General features: G+C 75.5%; 7 protein-coding genes. 1 reads left to right on the top strand and 6 read right to left on the bottom strand.

The features are described 5' to 3' along the window. The first annotated feature begins 56 nt into the window (after nt 1–56). The gene (locus AB0D28_RS18470) at nt 57–2,204 is read left to right on the top strand and encodes a S8 family serine peptidase (protein WP_357387188.1); all 2,148 of its coding nucleotides are present in this window, start codon (nt 57–59) and stop codon (nt 2,202–2,204) included. Here AB0D28_RS18470 and AB0D28_RS18465 read toward each other — a convergent pair whose 3' ends face one another. From AB0D28_RS18465 to AB0D28_RS18440, 6 genes are all read right to left on the bottom strand, one after another. After that, nucleotides 2,205–3,104: a GlcNAc-transferase family protein gene (locus tag AB0D28_RS18465; RefSeq protein WP_357387186.1), complete on the bottom strand. Its 900-nt coding sequence runs from the start codon at nt 3,102–3,104 to the stop codon at nt 2,205–2,207. After that, a complete protein-coding gene (locus tag AB0D28_RS18460; RefSeq protein WP_357387184.1) occupies nt 3,101–4,039 on the bottom strand; it encodes a hypothetical protein in 939 nt (312 codons plus the stop codon). Before AB0D28_RS18460 ends, AB0D28_RS18465 begins: the two co-directional genes overlap by 4 nt. Nucleotides 4,040–4,167: 128 nt before the next feature. After that, nucleotides 4,168–5,088 (bottom strand): hypothetical protein, encoded by a 921-nt coding sequence (locus AB0D28_RS18455; protein ID WP_357387182.1) that lies wholly within the window; start codon nt 5,086–5,088, stop codon nt 4,168–4,170. Next, entirely contained in the window at nt 5,085–5,582 is a 498-nt protein-coding gene (locus tag AB0D28_RS18450) for a type VII secretion system-associated protein (RefSeq protein WP_357387180.1), read from the bottom strand. The genes AB0D28_RS18455 and AB0D28_RS18450 overlap by 4 nt, the downstream gene beginning before the upstream one ends. Beyond that, a complete protein-coding gene (locus AB0D28_RS18445) occupies nt 5,579–5,941 on the bottom strand; it encodes a type VII secretion system-associated protein (protein ID WP_357387178.1) in 363 nt (120 codons plus the stop codon). Before AB0D28_RS18445 ends, AB0D28_RS18450 begins: the two co-directional genes overlap by 4 nt. Further along, nucleotides 5,938–19,665 carry a hypothetical protein gene (locus AB0D28_RS18440; RefSeq protein ID WP_357387176.1) on the bottom strand — a complete coding sequence of 4,576 codons (13,728 nt, stop codon included), beginning with the start codon at nt 19,663–19,665 and terminating at the stop codon, nt 5,938–5,940. Before AB0D28_RS18440 ends, AB0D28_RS18445 begins: the two co-directional genes overlap by 4 nt. Between the last annotated feature and the right edge of the window lie 3 nt (nt 19,666–19,668).

The following is a 19,668-nucleotide window of genomic DNA, read 5'->3' as shown; positions in this document are numbered from 1 at the left end:
CGCGGTACCACGGCGACCACGCCCGTGACCGGCGCCGGCACCCGGGGTGGTGGCGGGTGACCCGGACCGCACCGGCGGTGGTCCGGGCCTCGCTCGCCGTCGTCGTCGCGGTGGCAGTGCTCGCGCTGGCCCCGCTCGCACCGGCGGCCCGCGCCGACGGTGAACAGGTCAAGTACTACCGGGTCGGGGCCACCCACCAGGGCGAGCCGGAGAACCTCACCGAGATCGCGGAGCGGTTCCTCGGCGACGGCGCGCGGTCGGCCGAGCTGTTCACCCTCAACGCGGGGCGGATCCAGCCGGACGGCGCCACCCTGACCGACGGCGCCCGGCTCCGGGCCGGCTGGGTGCTCGTGCTGCCGTGGGACGCGTACGGCAGCGAGGTCCGACAGGGCGTCCCGCCGGCCCCGAAGCGGACGCCCGGCGCGTCCACGCCGTCCGGGCGGCAACCGGATGCCGACGGCGACGCGGCGGCCGGCCCGCCGAAGGGGTGCCGCACCGCCGCGACGGCGCGCGCCTGGTCGCCGTGGGCCGGTCCGCGCGTCGCCGCCGACCGGGCGTGGCCGCACAGCCGGGGCCGGGACCAGCTCGTGGCCGTCGTCGACTCCGGCGTCGCCGGCAGCCTGCCCTCGCTCGCCGGCCGCGTGACGACGGGCGTCGACCGGGCGGCCGGCGCCGCCCGCGGTGACACCGACTGTCTCGGCACCGGTACGGCGATGGCCGGGCTGATCGTGGCGCGGCCGGTGAAGGGGTCGACGGTGGCCGGGGTCGCGCCGGACGCGGCGGTCATGCCCGTCCGGGTGGCGGGCCGGACGCCCGGCGCCTCGGCCGCGGCGAGCGTCGCGGGGATCCGGGCGGCGGTCGGCTCCGGCGCGTCGGTCATCGCGCTCGGGCCGCAGGTGGACCTCGGTCAGGCCGAGGTGGTGGCCGCCGTCAACGAGGCGGTCGACCAGGGCGCGGTGGTGGTGGTTGGCGCCGCGGGCGAGGCGGCGGCGCCGGACCCGGACGTGCCCCTGCACGACGCGGTGCTGCGCGTCGGCGGGATCGGTCCGGACGGGGGCACGGCCGAGCGCTACCGCTCCGGCGGCGTGGACGTGATCGCGCCCGGCGTCGACGTGACAAGCCTCGGCATCACCGGCACGCGGCCGGTGAACGGCACCGGCACCCACCTCGCCGTCGCGTACGTGGCCGGGCAGGCGGCGCTGATCCGGTCGGCGTACCCGGACCTCGACCCGGCGCGGGTCCGCAACCGGGTGCTGAAGACCGCGAGGACCACCGGCGGCGTCGCGCCGGAGATCGACCTGACCGCCTCCGTCACGGCCGTGCTGCCCGAGGAGGCGCCCCGCGCGCAGGCTGCCGAACCGGTGTCCGGCTCCACCACCGGGATCGGCCGCCGGGCGGCGTTGCTGACGCTCGCCGGGCTGGCGGCGCTCGCCGCGGTTCTGCTGGGCCTGCGTGCCCGCCGCCGGGCGGCAACGGGCGCCGGTGCCGGATCGGCCGAGGCGGCGCCGGCCACGACGACAGCCGTGTCCGCCGGTGCTGCCCCGGTGGAGCCGGCCGCGACCCGTGTGGATCCAGCAGTCCCCGAGGCGGCGCTCGCGAAGCAGGCCGGCCCTCACCGGACCTACGCCGCCCCGGCATCAGCCCGGCCGGCCGTCGCCGCTCCCGAGGACACCGGGCCCGCCGGCACCGGGGCGACCGCCGGCGGCGTACCCGCTGACCCCGCCCCCGAGGACACCGTTCCGGGCGACGCCGTTCCGGTCGGGCCGGACGTGACGGCGGCGGTGGCGGAGCTGAGCCGCGACCCCGCGCTGCGGCACCTGGCCGCAGACGAGGCGGGGATGGCGTACCTGGCCGAGACCCGCCCGGAGGCGCGGGAGAAGGCGCTCATCGGCCTGGTGCCGGGCATGGACGACGACACGGTGGCCGCGCTGCCGGCCATGGTGACGGCGCTGCCCGGCACCGACGAGCAGGAGCAGTCGCTCACCGGCGTCCTGGTAGACGTCCGGCGTCACCTGCGCGGCGACCCGCTCGCGCTGGACCGGGCGCTGGTCCGGGCCGGGAAGGTCCGTTGGCAGTCCCAGTACGAGCTGGCCGAGCACGTCACGTCGTACGCGCGGCAGCATCCGGAGCTGGCCCGGCTCGCCACCGCCATCGCCGAGACCCGCTGGTCGAGCGGGGCCGGGGAGCCGGCGCGGGGGAGCTGATCAGAGCAGCACGAGTTCCTGGGCCAGCATGTCGGTCCAGGTGCGCCGGGTGAAGTCGCAGCCGGTGTGCGCCACGAACTGCTCCAGGGTGCGTACCGGCCCGATGCCGAGCCGGTCGGCCGGCGGGGTGTGCAGCATGTAGAGCACCCGGCGGCGGCTCAGCTCCTCGCAGCGGGCCCAGTCCTGCTCGACGTGGTCGCTCCAGTGCCGCGGCCGGTCCTGCCGGATGTAGTAGTGCCAGGTCAGCACCTCGGTGGGGTGGAACAGGTCGTAGCCCCACGTGAAGGCGCGCAGGGCCAGGGTGATCTCCTCGCCGTGGAAGTAGATGCCCGGGTCGTAGGGCACCTCGGCGACGAACGAGCCGGGCGCGAAGAGGAACCCGGCGGCCAGGAAGAGCGCCGGCTTGGGTGGTACGCCGGGCGCGGCCCCCTCGATCAGGCGCTGGCCGAAGACGGGCACGCCGAACGTCGTCCAGTCGCTGACGATGATCTCGGCGGGCGCGCCCGCGCCGGTGAACTCCTGGTCGGGCTCGTAGCTCGGCGGGTACGCGGTCAGGATCGGCTTCGCCGCGCCCGTCTCCCGCGCCATCCGGATCAGGCGGACGTCCCAGTCCGGCGCGAACCGGGTGTGGCTGTCCACCTGCAACAGCCAGTCCTCGCCGCCGTACCGCTGGAACGTCTGGTCCCGGGCCCAGCAGGCGCCACGGCTGTCCCGGGCGTCGTACTCCCGCACGTCGACCTGTGGCAGGTTCCGGATGGCGGAGATGTCCTCGTCGCCGAGGTGCTGCCAGCACACCGCGACGCGGACGTCCTCCGGGTGCGCCGCCTTGGCCAGGCAGTCCAGCACCGTCGGCACGAGTTCCGGGTCCCGGTACGACGCGATCGCCACGAAGATCGTCACGCCTCCGCCTCCGCCTCCGCCGGGACGAGGGCGTACGACTGGAACAGCAGCGCCAGCGCCCGGTGCTCGTCGGCGGGGTCGGTGACCGGCGGCAGCCCGCCGCGCGACCGGATGTGGGCCAGCAGGTCCGGTTCCGGCGCCAGCCCGTAGGCCCGCAGGTAGTAGGCGACGGACTCGGGCCAGAGCCACCGGCCGTCGGTGCGGTAGGTCATCGGCACGACCCGGCCGCGTTCGGGCTCCACCACGTCGGGCCCGCGTGCGGTGGTGGCGAGCACCGGTGTGCCCGTCTCCAGGTACGCCGCCGCCCGGGCGAGGTCGGTGCCGGAGAGCCGTTCGTGGTCCGGCGCGAAGCGTGCCCCGTCGTCGTCCACCTCGTCGAAGACGCGGGCGATCCGCGGCGGCTCGGTGTCCCGGTCGGCCCAGAGCAGCGCGCCGGACCGGCGGGCCGCCGCGGAGTACGGCGGCAGCTTGTCGCCGGGCCGGTACACCTCGACCAGCGGGGCGGAGATCCCGGCGGCGCCCAGCGCCCGCATGACGTTCGCCGCCGTCCCGGCCCGCGGCCCCTCCGTCTCCAGCACGTAGACCGGCGCGGGCGGGATCACCGAGGCGGCCCACTCCGGGGCGATCCGCCATCCGCGCCACAGCGCCACCGCGCCGGGCTGTTGCCGCACGGCGGCGACGGCGACCCGGTCGGTGTCGTCCATCAGGCCCTCGCGGCCGGTCAGGTCGGCCAGCGGCGGCACCCGCCCGCCGAAGACACGCGGGTTCGGTACGGCCGACGCGAAGGTGAACGGCAGGTCGACCGGCCCGGGCGGCTCGGGCAGGGACACCGTGCCGGTGTCGGCGAGCCGCAGCCGGGCGTCGGCGAGCGTCGCGTCCGGCACCCGGCCACCGAGGTGCAGCAGCGCGGTGTGCAGGTGGTCCTGGTCCGTCATCTCCGGCCTCCTCTGGTCCTCGTCGGCGGGGCGCCGGCGCATTCGACCACGCGGGCCGCCGGGAGCGCCGCGCGGCGCCGGGGCTCGTGCCCGAGAGACACCGCGACCCGGGCCGTTCGTACACCCGGTCAGAGCGCTCCGGCGCGTACCAGCGCGGCGAGCGCCCGGTGGACGGCGACCGCGCCGGCCGGCGCGGGCGGATCGGCCCGGCACCGCCGCAGGTGCCACAGCAGACCCTCGTCGGCCAGCGTGCCCTCGTCGAGCAGCCGGTCGGCCACGTCGGCCGGCCAGACCCACACGCCGTCGGTGCGCAGGCGCGCGGTCAGCGCGGGCGCGGACCGCAGGTGGGCGACGAACGGCGCGACCTCGTCGTCGTCGACCGGCAGCCGCGCGTCCCCGTCGGCGGCCAGGCGTACCTCGCCGGGCGGTTCCGGGGCCCAGATCAGCGCGGACCGCGACCGGGCCGCCCACTGGTACGCGGGCAGCGGCAGGTCGTGCCGGTAGACCTCGACCGGTGCGGCGTGCCCGGCGTCGGCGAGCGCCGCCTGCCCCCGGTCGGCGATCACGGGCAGCTCGTCGTCGGGCGTCGCCGCCTCGACCAGGTAGACGCGCGCCGCGTCCACCGTGTCGTCCGGTCCCGGGGTGATCCGCCAGCAGCGCCACACCCCGGCGGTGTGCGCCGGGTCCAGCACGTCGAGCAGTACCTGGTCGAGGCCGTCCACGGTGCCGCCCGCTGTCTCGTCCACCACCGGCGGCGCGGCCGTCGCGTACAGCGGCAGGTCGGCCGGCGGGAACGGGATGAACACCGCCGCCGGGCCGGTGTCCACGTCCTCGTCCGCCGCCGGGTCGGGCAGCAGCGGCGTCTCCGGGGGCAGCAGCGCGGTGAGCGCGGCGATCTCGGCCGCGGACTGCGGGAACGCGCCGAGCAGCCCGGCCGCGCAGGCGCTCCGGTCGCCGTGCGCGAGCCGCGCGCGCAAGCCGGCGAGTTCCTGGTCCGGCATCCGGCCGGCGGCGCGCAGGCAGAGCAGGTGCAGCACGCCGGTGCTCATCGCGTCGCCGCCGTCTCGCGCAGGAAGGCGGCGGCCAGCCGGGCCGGCGCGGCCCCGCCGGCGTTGACGAGCGCATCGCGGTCACCGGCCACGGCCGCCAGTTCCGCCAGGTCGACCTGCCGCCAGCCGGGGGACGGCACCCGCGCCCGGTGTGCTTCGCCGGTCGCTACCACCACGCACCGTTCGTCGTCCGGGGCGGGTACGACAAGTGGCCGCCCGTCGCCGTTCACCGCCAGGTGCAGGGTGCCGGCGCGCAGGACCGCCCGCAGGTGCGCCGGCTGCGCCGCGCCGGCCGCGATCAGGCGCAGCAGCGCGTCGACCGGGTCGGTGGGGGAGTCCGGGAAGGACGGGCGGTAGTCCGGGTTGCTCCGGAACTCGCCCACCTCGCCGTCCTCGCCGACCTGCCACACCCCGACGACCGCCTCGAACGGCGGATCATCGTCGTCGGCCGGCCACTCCGGGTCGAGCAGGAACAGGAAGTCCACGTCGCTCATCCGGCGTCCTCGTCCGTGAACAGGAGCGCGTGCCAGACGAGCGCGGCGGCCAGACGTACCGGCTCGGGGCCGGACGGGTCGACGAGGACGTCGATGCCGTCCGGAAGCAACTCGGCCAGCTCGGCCGTCTCGACCCGGCGCCACCGCGGCGCGAAGGTGCGCGCCCGCTCCTCGGCCGAGGTGGCCACGACCACGCAGGGCATGTCGTCGAAGGAACGGACGATCAGCGGGCGGCCGTCGCCGTTCATCGCCAGGTCGAACCGGGAGCCGCGCAGCGCGGACTGGACCCGCTCCACCGGGGCGTCGCCGCGCATCATCCGGCGCAGCAGCACGTCCAGCGGCTCGGCGCTGTCGGTCATGGTTCCTCCGGGTGGCGGCGGTCCGCGTCGCGTACCTCGGCCGGACGCCGCCTGTCGTCGTGGCCGGGGGTGGGCGGGCGCACGGCACCGCCGGCGCCGGACGCCGGTGCGGTGGGCGTGGCGGCCCCGGTGGCCGGTCCGGCGACCGGCGGGACCGGGGCCGGTGGCCGGGCCACCTCGTCCTCGTGTGCCCGGTAGGCGTTCCACCAGGCGTTCTCCGCCTCCGTCAGGGCCCGCTCGGCCTCGGCGACGGACTCCGCTGTCGAGTCCGTCCGGGACGTCAGCCCGTCCAGGCGGGCCGCCGCCTCCGACATCTTCTTCGCCGCGTCCGCGACGGCGAGCGCGGACGCGCGCAGCGCGGGGGAGAGGTCCCGGCCGGTGGCGTCGCGGGCGGCCGCCTCGTCCAGCCGGACGACGAAGCCGCCCGGGACCCGGACCTCGGTGCCGGCCCGGTGCCGGCCGTCACGGGAACGGGCGACGAAACGGAACTCGACGTCGTACCGGACCGCCGCGGTGATCTTGTCGTCCGGGTCGGTGCGACGGATCGGCTTGCCGGTCGCGCTGACCGCCACCTTGCCCTCGTCCTTCACCTGGGCGCCCGGGTCGGTGCGGTAGAGCTGCTGCTCGACCAGCGAGGAGGCGTTGACGGCGGCGAAGTCCTGCCGCTCGCCCACCCGGCTCGCGCCGCCCGGATGACCGACCCCGCCGGCGACGAGCGGCCCGGCCGCCTTCACCGTGAGCGAACTGCCCGCTGTCCGCTCGTACTCGGTGTCCGTGTTGCGCTTCGCCGAGCCGCCGATCTTCACTGTGGCGTCCGCCCGCAGGAGGGTGGGACGGGCCACCAGGCGGGCGTCGAGGAACAGGTCGCGGCCCAGCGCGGCCGGCATCGGCAGCGGGAACGCGCCGTCCAGCATCGCCGGCAGCGCCTTGATCCGGCTCACCGTCAGGGTGTCGCGCAGCGCGGCGGCGACGTCCCGGCCGGGGTCGGCGCCGGAGGCGATGAGCGCCTGCCGGGCCGCCTCGTGCAGGCCGGGCAGGTCGACCAGGACGTCCTGGACGGCGAACCGGCCCGGCTCGGGCAGCCGGTCGAAGCCGGCCGCCTCGCGCCACGGCCGCCGGCCCTCGTCGGTGGTCTGCCCGGCGGGCACCGGAGTGACCGGACCGGAGACGGCAGGTGGCCTGCCCTCGGTCGCCGAGTACGTGGTGACGTCGCGGACCGCCTGGATCGACACGCCGCCCTCTGGCAGCCCGCGTCCGGTGACGGTGACGGTGAGCCGGACCGGCCCGCGGTACGTGGGCACCGGGCCGGACACGGTAAGCGACTGCTCGTACGTCCGGCCGGTGCGCTCGGTCGTCTTGGTGGCCTGGTTGCCGAGGGCGGCGGTGCCGCTGAGGCCGGCGGCGACGGTGCCGGAGGACGGGCCGTGGCCGGTGGTGCGGGTGGCGTCGTCCTGGACCCGGTCGGTCTCGGTGCCCTGCCCCCGCGCGGTCAGCGTGACCTGCGCCGCCGTCCGGGAGGTGGTGCGGGTCTGCGCCTCGCCGACGACCGAGCGGTCGGTGACCGACAGCTCGTCGACCAGCTCGATGCCGGTGAAGCTCGGCTCCGCCACCGGTTCGGCGGTCAGCGTGACGTGATACGTGGCACCCCGGAACCGCCGTTCCAGCCGTACCGTCTCGCTGCGGCCGCCGTTGAGCGCGTCGGCCAGGTGCAGGTGGGCGGCGCCGAGGAACCCGCTGCTGCCGAGCCCCCGGATCGGGTCGCCGGGGCCGCGGTCCCGGGTGGCCGGCAGGATCGCCTGGGCGAGTTCCTCACTGGACTCCCGGGCCACGGCACGCCGCAGGTGCGGGATGCGGTCGGTGAGGTCGACGTGGGTGGTGACGCCGCCGATGCCGAACGATCGTTCCGGCCCGGGCCGGAACGGCTGTGGTGTCGCGTCGGCCGGCGCGGCGGAGCCGGCCGCCTCCTCGTCCTGCCGCTGCTGCGCCTCGCGTACCAGGTCGCGTTCCCGCTGCTGATGCGCGGCCCGCGCGGCCCGCTCCCGCTCCTGCGTCTGCTTCAGCGCATCCACCGCCGCTCTGTGGCGCGCGTCCAGCTCCCCGAGTTCGCGCCGGTGGCGGTCCTGAAGGTCGGTGAAGGCGTCGTCGACGCGCCGCCGGTCCGTCTCGCCGACGTCGCGGTCCCGGCGGACCCGGTCGACGTACGCGCGGGCGGCGCGCAGCTCGGTGTGCTGGCGCCGCAGCAGGTTCCCGCGTTCGGTGGCCTGTTCGCTCACCATCCGGGCGACCTGCTCGCGCTGGTCGGCGCGCAGCGTCTCGGCGTCCTCCGCGTGCCGCAGTTGCAGGCGCACGTCTGCGGTGCCGTGCCGGCGGGCGCGGTCGCGGTCCTGGAGTCGCCTCAGCTCCGCCGGTGTCATCCGCATGACCACCGCGCCGGGCAGGGTGAGCCGCCGGCCGGCCCGCCGGGCCGGCGACCCGGGCCAGCGGCCCAGCGGGCGCAGGTTGCTGTCGTGCCGGGCCTCGGCCACCACCTCGGCCTCCACGTCCACCCGTACCAGCAGTTCGCGTTCGGCCCGGCCGCCGCCAAGGCGGAGCTTGGCGACCCCGGACGCGCTGCGCTCGCTGATCCGGCCCCAGGCCCGCCGCCACGGCGTGACGGACAGGATGACGGCGCCGCCGGGCCGGCCGGTGCTGCCGCCGTGGTCGGCGACCGGCCCGCTGACAGCGGCGACACCGGTGCCGGAGACGCTCAGCTCGGCCGCGCGCGTGTGCGTGCTCTTGCGGGCGGTGCCGCTGGCGAAGGTCCGCTTGACCCGGGCGAACTCGGCGCCGTCGAGCACCGTCGGGTTGGTCGGGCGCAGCCGTACCCGCACGTCGGCGCGGGCGTCGGCGGCCCGGCGGCCGTGCCACAGGTTGCTCAGCGCCAGCGGGCGGCTGAACAGCTCGGCGTCACCGGTGAGGCGCTCCGGTGACAGTTCGTCGGCGACCACAGTGGAGATCCGGCCGTCCTCGACGGCGTAGACGTCGTCCCGGGCGGCCTCACGCAGCGTCTCGACCACCGCCTCCTGCAACCGGTCGGCGCCGACGAACGACTCCACCCGGCGTCCGTCGAGGTCGTGCGGTCCGCCGGTCATCCGGCTCAACGGGGGCGGGTACGCGATGGTCTCCACGTCGCGGGGAGCCGGGCTGGGCTCCGCGTCCGGGCGTCGCCGGGAGACCCGCGTCTCCGGCACGAGCATGCGCACGTCGAGGCGGTGCGTGCGGGGACGCGTCTCGGACGAGGCGACGACGGTGGGCACGTCCCGGCCGTACGTCCCGAGGGAGAGCTGCCGCCCCGCCTGGTTGACCCGCACCGTGGACCGGGTCGTGACGGTCAGGTCGAGGGTGGCGGCGAACTCGCGCAGCCGTACCCCGGTGGGCTTGCCCTCGTCGTCGAGCTCCGGCCCGTGGTCGCTCTCGACGGACTGCCCCCCGGTGACGGCGCTCTCGTCGGTGGTGCCCCAGGTGATCGCGGCGCGCGGCCCGCCGAGCAGCGTCGAGGCGGCCTGGCCGAGCGGGCCCAGGACGCGGGGCTCCAGGCTCAGCTCGGCCGACCGGCTGTCGTCGCGGGCACTGGTCACCGTGGACCTGGCGGTCCGCTTGTCGGCGGTGCCGATCTTGTCCCGGTTGACCAGGTCACCGTCGGACACCTCGCCGAGGCTGCCCCGGACGGTCACCACCGTGACGTGGTCGTGGAACGTGCCGGTGCGGATCAGCGGGATCCTCAGCCCGGGCCCGACGATCCGGTCCGCCAGGTGGCGCAACTGGTCGGGGGAGAGCTGGGTCTTCAGGTCCGTGTCCCGGTTCAGCGCCGCCTGAAGCTCGGGCGTCAGCCCGTCGGCGAGCCGCGCGTCGCCGAAGTGCCGCAGCGTCTCCTCGGGCGTGGCCAGACGGAACCGGCGGTGACCGGGCACCGAGCGGACCGCGTCGGCGACCGTCTCGTACAGGCTCCGGTCGCCCACCCGGGTCAGGTACGCGCCGCCGAACGACTCGCCGTGCTCGACGCGGGCCGGTGCGAAGTGGGTGCGGGCGGTGCCGCGCCGTCCGCGCCACTCCAGGCCGTTCGGGTCTAGGGCGGTGCCGGGCAGCCGGTCGCCGGTGGTCCACTGGAGCGCGTCGACGGAACCGGACAGCATCCGTGGCGCGCGGCCCAGGACGCGCACCTGCACGCCGTACTCGACCCGGTACCGGACGCCCGGCGCGGTGCCCGTCACCGTCTGCTTGCCGCCGGTCCGCTCGGCGATCGTCCGGGTGGCGCCACGCTCCCGGCCGCCGCCGACCCGGGGCCCCACGACCAGGCTCAACGGCGCGGCGTCCAGTCCGGCGCCGCCGAGGCCCCACAGGCCCCACGGCCGCTTGGTGGTGGCGCCGCCGGTGCCCTCGCCGGCGAGCGCGGCCGTGTCGATGTGCGTCACCCCCTCGACCCGTTCCACCTCCTCGACGTGCCGGGCGACCAGGCGGACCTCGACCTGCCGGGCGCGGCCCGGGAAGAAGCGCCGCCAGCCGGTGCGCGCGGCGCGCGGCAGCGCACCCGACCGCACCCAGCCGTCGTGGACGTTCGCCGGGTCGGTGACCACCATCTTCGGCAGGCTGCCGGAGATCGACGCCGTGCTGAGCAGCTTCTGCATCACCGGGCGGCCGGGCGCGCCGATCCGGACCAGGTCGGCCATGCCGTCCTCGGCGAGGATCGCCTCCACCTGGTCGAAGAACGTGGCGCCCGGATCGGCCGGCCGGCTCCGGACGCTCTCCACCCCGAACCGGTCCGGCACCGGCGCGCCGAGCGTGCGGTCCGCGGCGGCCGGCGCTGTCGCGTCTGCCGTCCGCAACCCCGTGTGTACGGCGAGAGCCACGGTGCCCGAGGCCTCGACCGGTCCGGCGGCGGGACGGCCGGGCCGCACGAGCCGGGCGACGAACCGGACCGGCACCGTCACCTCGGTCAGCCCCGCGACCTTGACCGTCGTGGTGGACGTGAACGTGTCCTTGTGCTCGGCGGAGTGCTCGGTGACGGGCGCCGTCGGCACCGAACCACCGACGCCGACCACGACACCGGGTATCGCCGTGACAGTCACCTTCGGCTCGACCCGCTGGTCCCGGTTGTGGCGCAGCTTGTGGGTGAGGTTCTCCCGGGTCTTGGCGGTGACCTTGCGCTTGTCGTCGTGGGCCCGGTCCACGCGGACCGCGTCCCAGTCGAGGACGGCGGTGACGAGCAGTTCGGCCGGGTGCCCCCCGATCGTGACCGGGTAGGGGCGGCCCTCGCCGAGGAACTGGTCCACGTCGTCGCGGCTGTCCGCCGCCACCGCGTCGACGAACTCGTCGGACAGGCCGGGGTCGAGGGTGCGCAGCGCCGCGCCGAGGTCCGCGTTCTCGGTGGCGCGCAACTGCTCGGCGAGCCCGAGGGTCCGGCTCTCCCGCAGGTAGGACGACAGGCTCCGGCGTACCTCGTCGGATGACGGCAGCGCCGAGGTGGTCCCGGTGGTCGCCGGCGACGCGCCGGCCCCGCCCACGGCGTCCTCCCGGGTGGTGGTCCCTTCCGCGGCGCTCTCTTCCGCGGTGGCCCTCCCGGTGGCGGTCTCGGCTGCGGTGGTCTCCGCGGTGGTCGTCTCCGCGGTGGTGGTCTCGCCCGCTGTGGTTTCTTCTACGGTGTCTCTCGTGGCGGTGGTCCCGGTGGTCGTGTCGTCCTCGGCTGTCGACCAGGTGACCGGGGCGTCGTCGCCGTCGTGGTCGTCGCTGCCGTCACCGTCGTCGTGCTCGCCGAAGCCGGCGCCGAAGTCGCCGAAGCCGTCGTCGTCGCCGTCGCCGAACAGGTCGAAGCCGCCGGGCTCGCTGCCGGTGTCGGTGTCGTCGGCCGGGGCCGGCGGCGGTGGCTCCCGGCGGGTGTAGGTGACGTGGCCCGCCGGGTCGATCGTGCGGACCAGTTCCAGCCGGCTCAGCGGCCGGGCGCCGATCACCGGGTAGTCGCGCGGCGTACCGGCCGGGTCGTCGTACACGACGAGGTGCACGTGGGTGCCCCGGGCCGCGGCGAGCTCGACCACGTCGTGCGCGTTGCCGATGCCGCGCCGCTCGGCGTCGTCGACAGGCGTGTCGCGGCGCCGCCCGCCGGGGTCGGGGGCGAGCGCGGCCCGGACGAACTGGCTGTTGTCGTACGGATTGCGCCGCCGCATCGCCGCGGCCTCGTCGAGACTCATCACGTCCCGTCCGGCGCGGAGCGTGCTCAACCGCAGGGCGTCCGCGTCCCCTCCGGGCAGCTCGGCGGCGATCGCGTCGTAGAGCGAACCGGGTTGCCTGTCGATCCCGCCGCGGACGGCGACGGCGGTGGCGACGGCGAACTCCTGCTGGATGGTCCCGGGGTCGTCGGACGTCGCCATGAGGTGCGCGGCGACGAGACGCTGGCTGTTCGGCAGGCCCACGGTCCGGGCCGGCCGCGACGGATCCAGGTCGAGGTCGACGGCGGGCGGGACGTCCGGCGCCGGACCGGTGTCCGGCGCGGGCAGCGAGACGGCGGTGACGTACCGGTTGTGCGGTTGCGCGCCGAGCTGCCGGAGCTGCCGCGCGGTGAGCGACTGCTGCCACGTCGGCGATCCGGCTCCGGCGTCGGTGGGCGCGGCGAACGGCTTCGAGGCGGCGACGTTTGGCTTGCGCAGGTCGGCCCGGTACTCCTTGAAGCCGGTGCCCTCGGTGTAGAACAGCTGCCGGTTGGCGTTCGTGGGCACGGCGTGCGACTGCGGGAGGGCGTGGACGACGGCGAAGTCGGCGGCGAGCCGGGACAGGTCGGTGGGCGTGGCGGCGCCCACGAAGTCCGTCATGAACGCCAGGTCGCGGTCGGGATGCCTGTTGTTCTGCGACTGGACCTGCACGTCGACGGTGAGGACGTCCGCGGGCAGGCCGGCCGGCGTCGCCGCGCCGTGGGCGACGGCGAGCTCCTCGCCGTACGCCTGGTGCAGGCTCTCGGCCAGCATGAGGAACTCCGCGCCCGCCTCGCCGAACCGGACCTCGGGCCGGCCGAGGGTGAGCAGGCCGTCGACGAACAGGTTCGGCTCCGGCGAGTACGGGAGCATCGGGTGGACGGTGGCCTGCCGGTCCCGGGACCGCATGTCCTCGTCCACGGCGTCGGTGAAGTCCTGGACGAAGGCGTCCCGCCCGGCCTGCGTGTCGAACGTGGCGAGGCCCTCCAGGACGGCGGTCAGCTTCTGCCGCTCGATCCCGAGTTCCCGGCGCGCGCCCGGGCCGCGTGTGGTGAGGTCGGCGATCCTCGCCTGGTGGTCGCGTACACGCCGGTCCAGCCGCTCACGGGTACGCCGGATCAGCTCCTCGGTGTCGCCGACCCGGTAACCACCGGAGATCATCAAAGGCCGGGCCGGCGGCTCGTCCTGCGGTCCTGTCGACTCCGGGTCGAAGCGGGTCCGGCCGTCGATGCGGTCGAAGACGTGGGTGCCGTCCGCCGTCGTACGGGCACCCCGGTCGAAGTCCTGGATCGACACGTACGGGTAGCGCCGCTCCTCGCGGGCCGGGTCGCCCTGGACGAGGCCCTGGATCGCGGCCACCGTGTCGGGGTCGCGGAGCACCTGGTTGCGGGTGCGGCCGTACGGGAACTTGCCGCCCTTCGTGCCGACCGCGTAGCCGTTCACCGCCACCGGCACGTCGAGGCCCTCCACCAGCCGGGCGGCCCGGGCGACCGCGTCCCGGAAGGCGAGGTCGGGCGTCTCGGCGGTGGTGTTGACGCCGAAGACGAACGCGACAGTGGTGCCGGGGGCGAGTCCCTCGGTGACGGCGCGGACCACCTCGGGGATCTGGTCGACGTCCTCGGCGGGCAGCATCGAGTTGACGACGAACCCGATCGGCGCTCCCTCGTCCTTGAGCGCGGCACTCACCTGCCGGTAGTTGCCCGGACCGACCTCGCGGGTGTGCCGGGTCAGCTCGTCGAACCGCGCGTTGCGGCCGCCCGCCACCCGTACCGGCTCGAAGCGGACCGGCGCCGTCCGGGGCGGCAGCCCGCCGCGGTCGGGCGAGAGCACGGCATCCTGCTGACCGGCGATCCGGTCGACGTTGCGCGCCAGCAGCCCCGGATCGTGCTCCGGCGTGGTGGTCGCCATCAGCGAGGTGTCGCCCTGGACGAACGTGGCGTCCAGGGCGCGGTCCGCCACCGGGTACTCGTCGCGCAGGCCGAGGAAGTGCCCGATCTCGTGCGCGAGATCGAGGTCGGACGAGTGCGTCGACCAGGTGGTCTGGGTGGCCGGCGCCGGAGTGCCGTGCAGCGCGACGGTGGCGTGCGCCTCGCTGGGCGTCGCCACGAACTCCACAGTGACGTTCAGTTGATCGTCGCCGATCCGGAAGCCCTGGTTGTAGACGCGGTCCACCGCGTCGCGTACCCGGGTCTGGATGTCGGGCCGGGCGGAGGCCGCCGTGGCGTCCCGCGCGTCGAGGAAGACCTTGACCGTGAAGTCCTGCACGTCACGGTCGCCGAGGTCCAGCACCCGATGGTCGTACGCGATGCGGTTGTCGACCGCGTCGAGGCGCAGGCGGGGCCGGTCGTCGGCCGGAAGGGGCAGACCGGCCTGCTCGTACGAGCGCGCGACCACGCCGGGCACGCGGGTGTCGGGGTGGGGTCCCCGGTCGATGACGTCGTACGCGCTGGTGTTCGCGACCCGGTGCGGCGCGGTGTCGCGCTGCGCGGCGCGTGCCTGGGCGATCTCGTCGCGGGTCTTGGGCACGTCGAACCGGGGCGGCGGGGTGCCCTGCTGACGTGCGGCGGTGTCGATCGGGGGCGCGCTCGGCGACGTGTCGGCGCGCGGGCGGGCGTCCGGGTCCAGTGGCAGGCCGGTGACCGTGGCGAGGGCCTGGTCGACCTGATCGGAGCCGGGCTCGCCGAGCGCCTCGCGCCATCTGTCGAAGTACGTGCGGACGGCGCCGTCGCGGTCCTCGACGAAGTCGCGCAGCGCGTCCGGGTCCGTCCCGGTACGGAGGTGGTGCGACGCCCGGTCGAGCAGAGTGCGGCCACCGGTGAGCTCGGGGTCGTCGTGGAACGACGCGGGCTCGTGTTGCCAGGGGCGGGTGTCACCTGCGGACGCGGTCACGGAGAGCGTGGGTCTGCCCGCCGCGAGCGACTCCTGCCAGGTGTTCGCGCCCTCGGTGGCCACGAGCGTGGCGCGCTCGCGCAGCCCGGCCATCTGTTCCGGCGTGACGCGGGGCAGGGCGGCGACGTGGACCGGGGCCCCGGCCGTGGGAAGGGCCCGCGTCGCGTCGCCGACCACCAGGACGACTGTCGGCCGGTCCTGCCGGGCGCCAGTCGTCAGCCGGCGGACCACGTCGCCGTGCTCCGGCGTGACCCGCGTCTTGCCGTAGTAGACGAGCACCACGTCGGTGCCCTCGTCGTCGACCAGGTCCGCGAGGCCGTCGGCCCCGGAAACGCCGGTGTCCCTGATCACCGCCCCGGCACTGGGCGGCGGGGTTGCCGATGGTCGGCCACGGTAGGACGGGACACCGGTCAGGATCGTGTCGAGATCCTTCACCGGCGCGTTCGGGCTGTGGAACTGGCGGGGGAACTTGTCCCACAGGAACGGCTGGAGCGTGAGCAGGTCGTGGTCGCCGTGGGCGTCGCGTAGCCGGCGCACCCAGGACTCCTGGAACCACTCCTTCCGCTGATCGTCGGTCATCTCCGACTCGTCGTCGTTCTTCGGCACGTCGACGGCGGGCAGCACGGTCAGGACCGTGCCCGGGGGGAGCGGGTCGGCGCCGATCTGGTCGAGGCGCAGGCCCTGCGTGTTGTTCTGCTCGTCCTCCGTCTTCTTCCGGAACCCCGGCTGCAGCTCCTTCTGCCATTCGGGGGCCTGCGCGGCGCCGGGCCACTGCCTCGTCTTCCAGTTCACCTCCGTGCGGAGGGCGGCGGCGGCCTTCTGCTCGGCCGGCTGTTGCGGTCGCATGACGACATCCATGTCGCCCCGGCGACCGGTCCACTCGCGGTGGAACAGATCGTAGGAGCCCACCGGGTCGTCGAAGTCGGACTGCCGGCCGAGCTGCCCCGCGTAGTACGGCGTCTTGTTGCTGGGATAGGTCAGCACGACAGTGCCCCGGTAGCCGGTAGCGGCCAGCCCGTCGAGCATGGCGACCGTCGCGGCCTGGTGGCCCAGTCCGGGTGAACCCTGGTCGAGGACGTGCACCACCTGGTACTTCGCGGTGAGCCTCTGCCCGACCGCCGTCGGCACGGGCTGCTGCCGGGGCGGCAGCGTGGCTGTGGAGAGGTCCGCCCTGGGTGGTGGGGCGGAGTTCCGGTTCGCCGGTCCGGGCGCCGGAGGCGGCGGGAACCCGGGCGCGGCCGGAGGCGGCGGCATCCCCAGCGGTGGAGGCATCCCCGGGGGAGGCGGCGGGCCCTGAACACCCAGCGCGGCACCCGGTGGCGGTGGTGGCGGTACCGGGACACCCGGCGGTGGCGGCGGTGGCACCGGGACGCCCGGTGGCGGCGGCGGTGGTGGCGGGGCCGGGGCGCGCGACGGGACCTGCGGGTTCGGGTACGGGTCCGGTGTCTGCTCGCGCGGCGCCTGCGGTGCCGGAAGGTCGCGCACCGGTCCGGCGGTCAGCGCGACGTCGTGGATCGTCGCCAGATCCTGTGCGGTGAGATAGTCGACCGGCCCGGCCGAAATCCCGTCCTGCTCCGACATCGGCAGCGTGTCGACCTCGACACCCATCACCCCCGGCCGGGGCACGGTGGTGAAGAGGTGCTCGGGGGCCTGGTGACCCTCCTTGGCCCCGAGGTAGTGCATCACCTCGTGCACCATCACTGGCAGGCGGTCGCCGGTGTTCCACACGTGCTGGTCGGTGCTCACCCCGTCCTGCGAGGTCACCTCCACCGGCGGGTTACGGCGTGGGTCGGCCTGCCAGTCGCGGGTCATGCCGTCGCGCCACGGGGGAGTGTCGACGACCAGGTCGATGTGCAGCAGGCGACCGTCGGGCAGCGTGTATCTGCCGTTGACCATCTCGTCGACGGTGCGCTGCACCGTCGCCGCGAAGTCGCGCAACTCCCGCGGGGACATCTGGTCGTTCTTCGAGACCAGATCCAGGTGTACGTCGAACGACCGGTAGTCCCGGCCGTCGGCGGTGAACTCCCTTGTGGTGAAGTCGATCGTCGTGATCTCGCCGCGCAGCAGGTGGGTGCCGGGGACGACGGTGTCCTTCCAGGGCACGTACCGTTCGGTGCGCAGCCGTTTCGGCTCCGCGCTCGCCTTGGCCTGCTGGAACTGCGGGCTCGGCGTGGGCCGGGTGGGCGCGGGAAGGTCCGCGCCGGCGATCGGCGCGGGAGGGGCCGGCGTCGGCTCGACGGTCCCGTGCTGCTGCGTCGTCGCTCCGTCCGGCGTCGGCGTGGTGTCGACGGCGCCCGTCTCCGGGTCGCCGGCCCGGCCCGTCCCCGTGCCGGGACCGTCGGCGTCGACCTGGGCATCCGACGCGCCGTCGCCCGGCGTGTCGACGGCGGCGACCGGGCCGGGCACCGCGACGACCGGCTCCGGTGAGGACGGTCCCGCGACACCGGGGTCGGTGGCCGGTGAGGCGGCCACGGCCGGACCGTCGACCGAGATCCCGCCGACGGGCGCCAGCGGCGGCGGGGGCGCCTCCGCGGCGCCGGCGACGTCACGCGGGGAAGCGGCCGGACGGCCGGTGGTCGCCGGATCCGTGGACGACGTGCTCGTGGTCGGTTGGCCGGTGCTCGGGGTCCCGGTCGGCGAACCCGTGGACGCGGTGGTCGGCGGCGAGCCAGTGTTCGGCGAGCCGGTAAGCGGGCTGCCGTTGGTGCTCGGTGCGCCGGTGCCCGGTGTGGAGGTGCTCGGTGTGCCGGTGCCCGGCGTGGAGGTGCCCGGTGTGCCGGTAGGTGGTGTGCCGTTGGCGGTCGCCGCGCCCGTGCCGGGCGTGCCGGTGGACGGTGACGGGCCGGTCGGGACTGCCGCCGGGCCGGCGGCGGTGGCGGGCGGGGCCACGGGCGCCGGTGTGTCGAGAGCGGCCGGCCCGCCGTTCGACGCCGGCGCGTCGAAACCGGGAAGGCCGCCGCCGTGGGGCGTGGTGAGGCCGGCGACGGCGGCCGGGGTGCCGGTCGTGGGCGCACCGGTGCTCGCCGGGCTGCCGCTCGGCGCGCCCGTCGCGTCCGCGCGCGGCGACGTCCCCTCGGTGCCGGCGGCCGGGCTCGGCCCCGGGGCGGGACCGCCGGCTCCACGCGGGTCGGTGCCGGTCGCCGGGGTCGCGGCGCCGAGCCCGCTCGGGCTCTGGCCTCCGGTGCCGTTCGGGCTCGTGTCGCCGTTCTGGATGCCGCCCTGTGACCCGTCGCCGATCTGACCGCCGACGCCCGGACCATCCACGGCCTGTCCGCCTGCGGTCTGCCCGCCCGAGATCTGTCCGCCCGGGGCTCGGCCGTCGGCGGTCTGGCTGCCCGGAGCCTGGACGCCTGAGCTTTGGCCGCCCGAGGTCTGGCCGCTGGGAGCCGGGCCGCCCGCAGCAGTCTGACCGCCCGGAGCCGGGCTCGGAGCCGGGCTGCCCGGAGCCTGGCCGCCTGGAGTGGTGTCCCCGGCACTGCCCTGGCCGGCAGCCGGATCACCGGCGCCCTGAGGCGACGGCCCCCGGGTTCCGGCCTCGCCCGGGCCGGACCCCTGACCGGCGCCTCCGGTGGTCGGCCCGCCCGAGGGCTGCGGACCCGGGCCACCGCTCTGACCGCCCGGGCCGGTGGGAGAGCCGACGGGTGGGGGTACTGCTGGCCCGTCAACTGTCGTCGTCGGCGGCGTGGGCGCGGTGGTGGTGAGGTTCTTCGTCTCGATCGTCGGCGGTGGCGCCCCGGCGGCGGCGCCGGGGCCGTAGCTCTGGCCGGCAACCGTGGCGTAGTGGTGGGCCATCCCGCCGATCATCGACGAGCTCATGGTGGCCCACGGGTTGAAGCCTCCGCCGCCGACCATCATGGTGAACAGGCCCTCGAACAGCGTCTCGGCGAGCGCCGACAGCCCTTCCCGCGACAGGACGTTGTTATTGATCTTCGGGAAGAACTTGCCGCCGATCATCTGCATGCCGCTGACGCCCGCGCCGATGAAGGCGCCACCGGCGAACGCCAGCCCGAGGTCCTTGTAGTCCAGGGACTTGCGGTTGCCCTCGATGATCTGGGTCACCTGGGCGGCGGCGCTCTGCCAGAGTTCCTCCAGCCCTTCCTGGAACGCCTCCCAGGTCAGCCGCATCAGCAGGTTCCGCAGCCGCTGGCGGAGCAGGCCGATCAGAGCCCCGACGATCTCCTGACCGATCCTGATCAGGGCGGGCACCGCCGCCGCGCCGAAGCCGGAGGCCAGCGCGATGGCGATCTCGACGACCTGGGTGAAGGCCGCGATGACGATGTTGTACTGGGTGTTCTCCGAGTCCAGTGCGAAGTTGTAGGCCGAGCCGCCCAGGGCCAGGGCGATGTTGCCGCCGGCCGGCACGTTCTTGGTGATCCCCACCTGGTAGTGCTGGAACGCGTCCATCGCCGGGCCGGACAGGCTCCCGGCCAGCCCGTAGCCGAGGTTGGCGGTGGCACCCATCCCGTTGAGGATGGTGCTGCTGAGCGCGTACAGCTCGTCGCCCATGGCCCGCAGGGCGGTGGGGTCGGCCTTCGGATACTCCTCGCCGACGGCGACGAGGATCAGGTCGTACGCCCACTGCCACTGCGGGTCGTTGGGGATGTGGAAGTCGGGCATGTC

Origin of the sequence: Micromonospora sp. NPDC048169 (assembly GCF_040652815.1) — a bacterium.
In the GTDB taxonomy this organism is placed as follows: domain Bacteria; phylum Actinomycetota; class Actinomycetes; order Mycobacteriales; family Micromonosporaceae; genus Micromonospora.
Note: the sequence above shows the minus strand (reverse complement) of the source record. Positions and strands in the feature narration are given on the sequence as shown.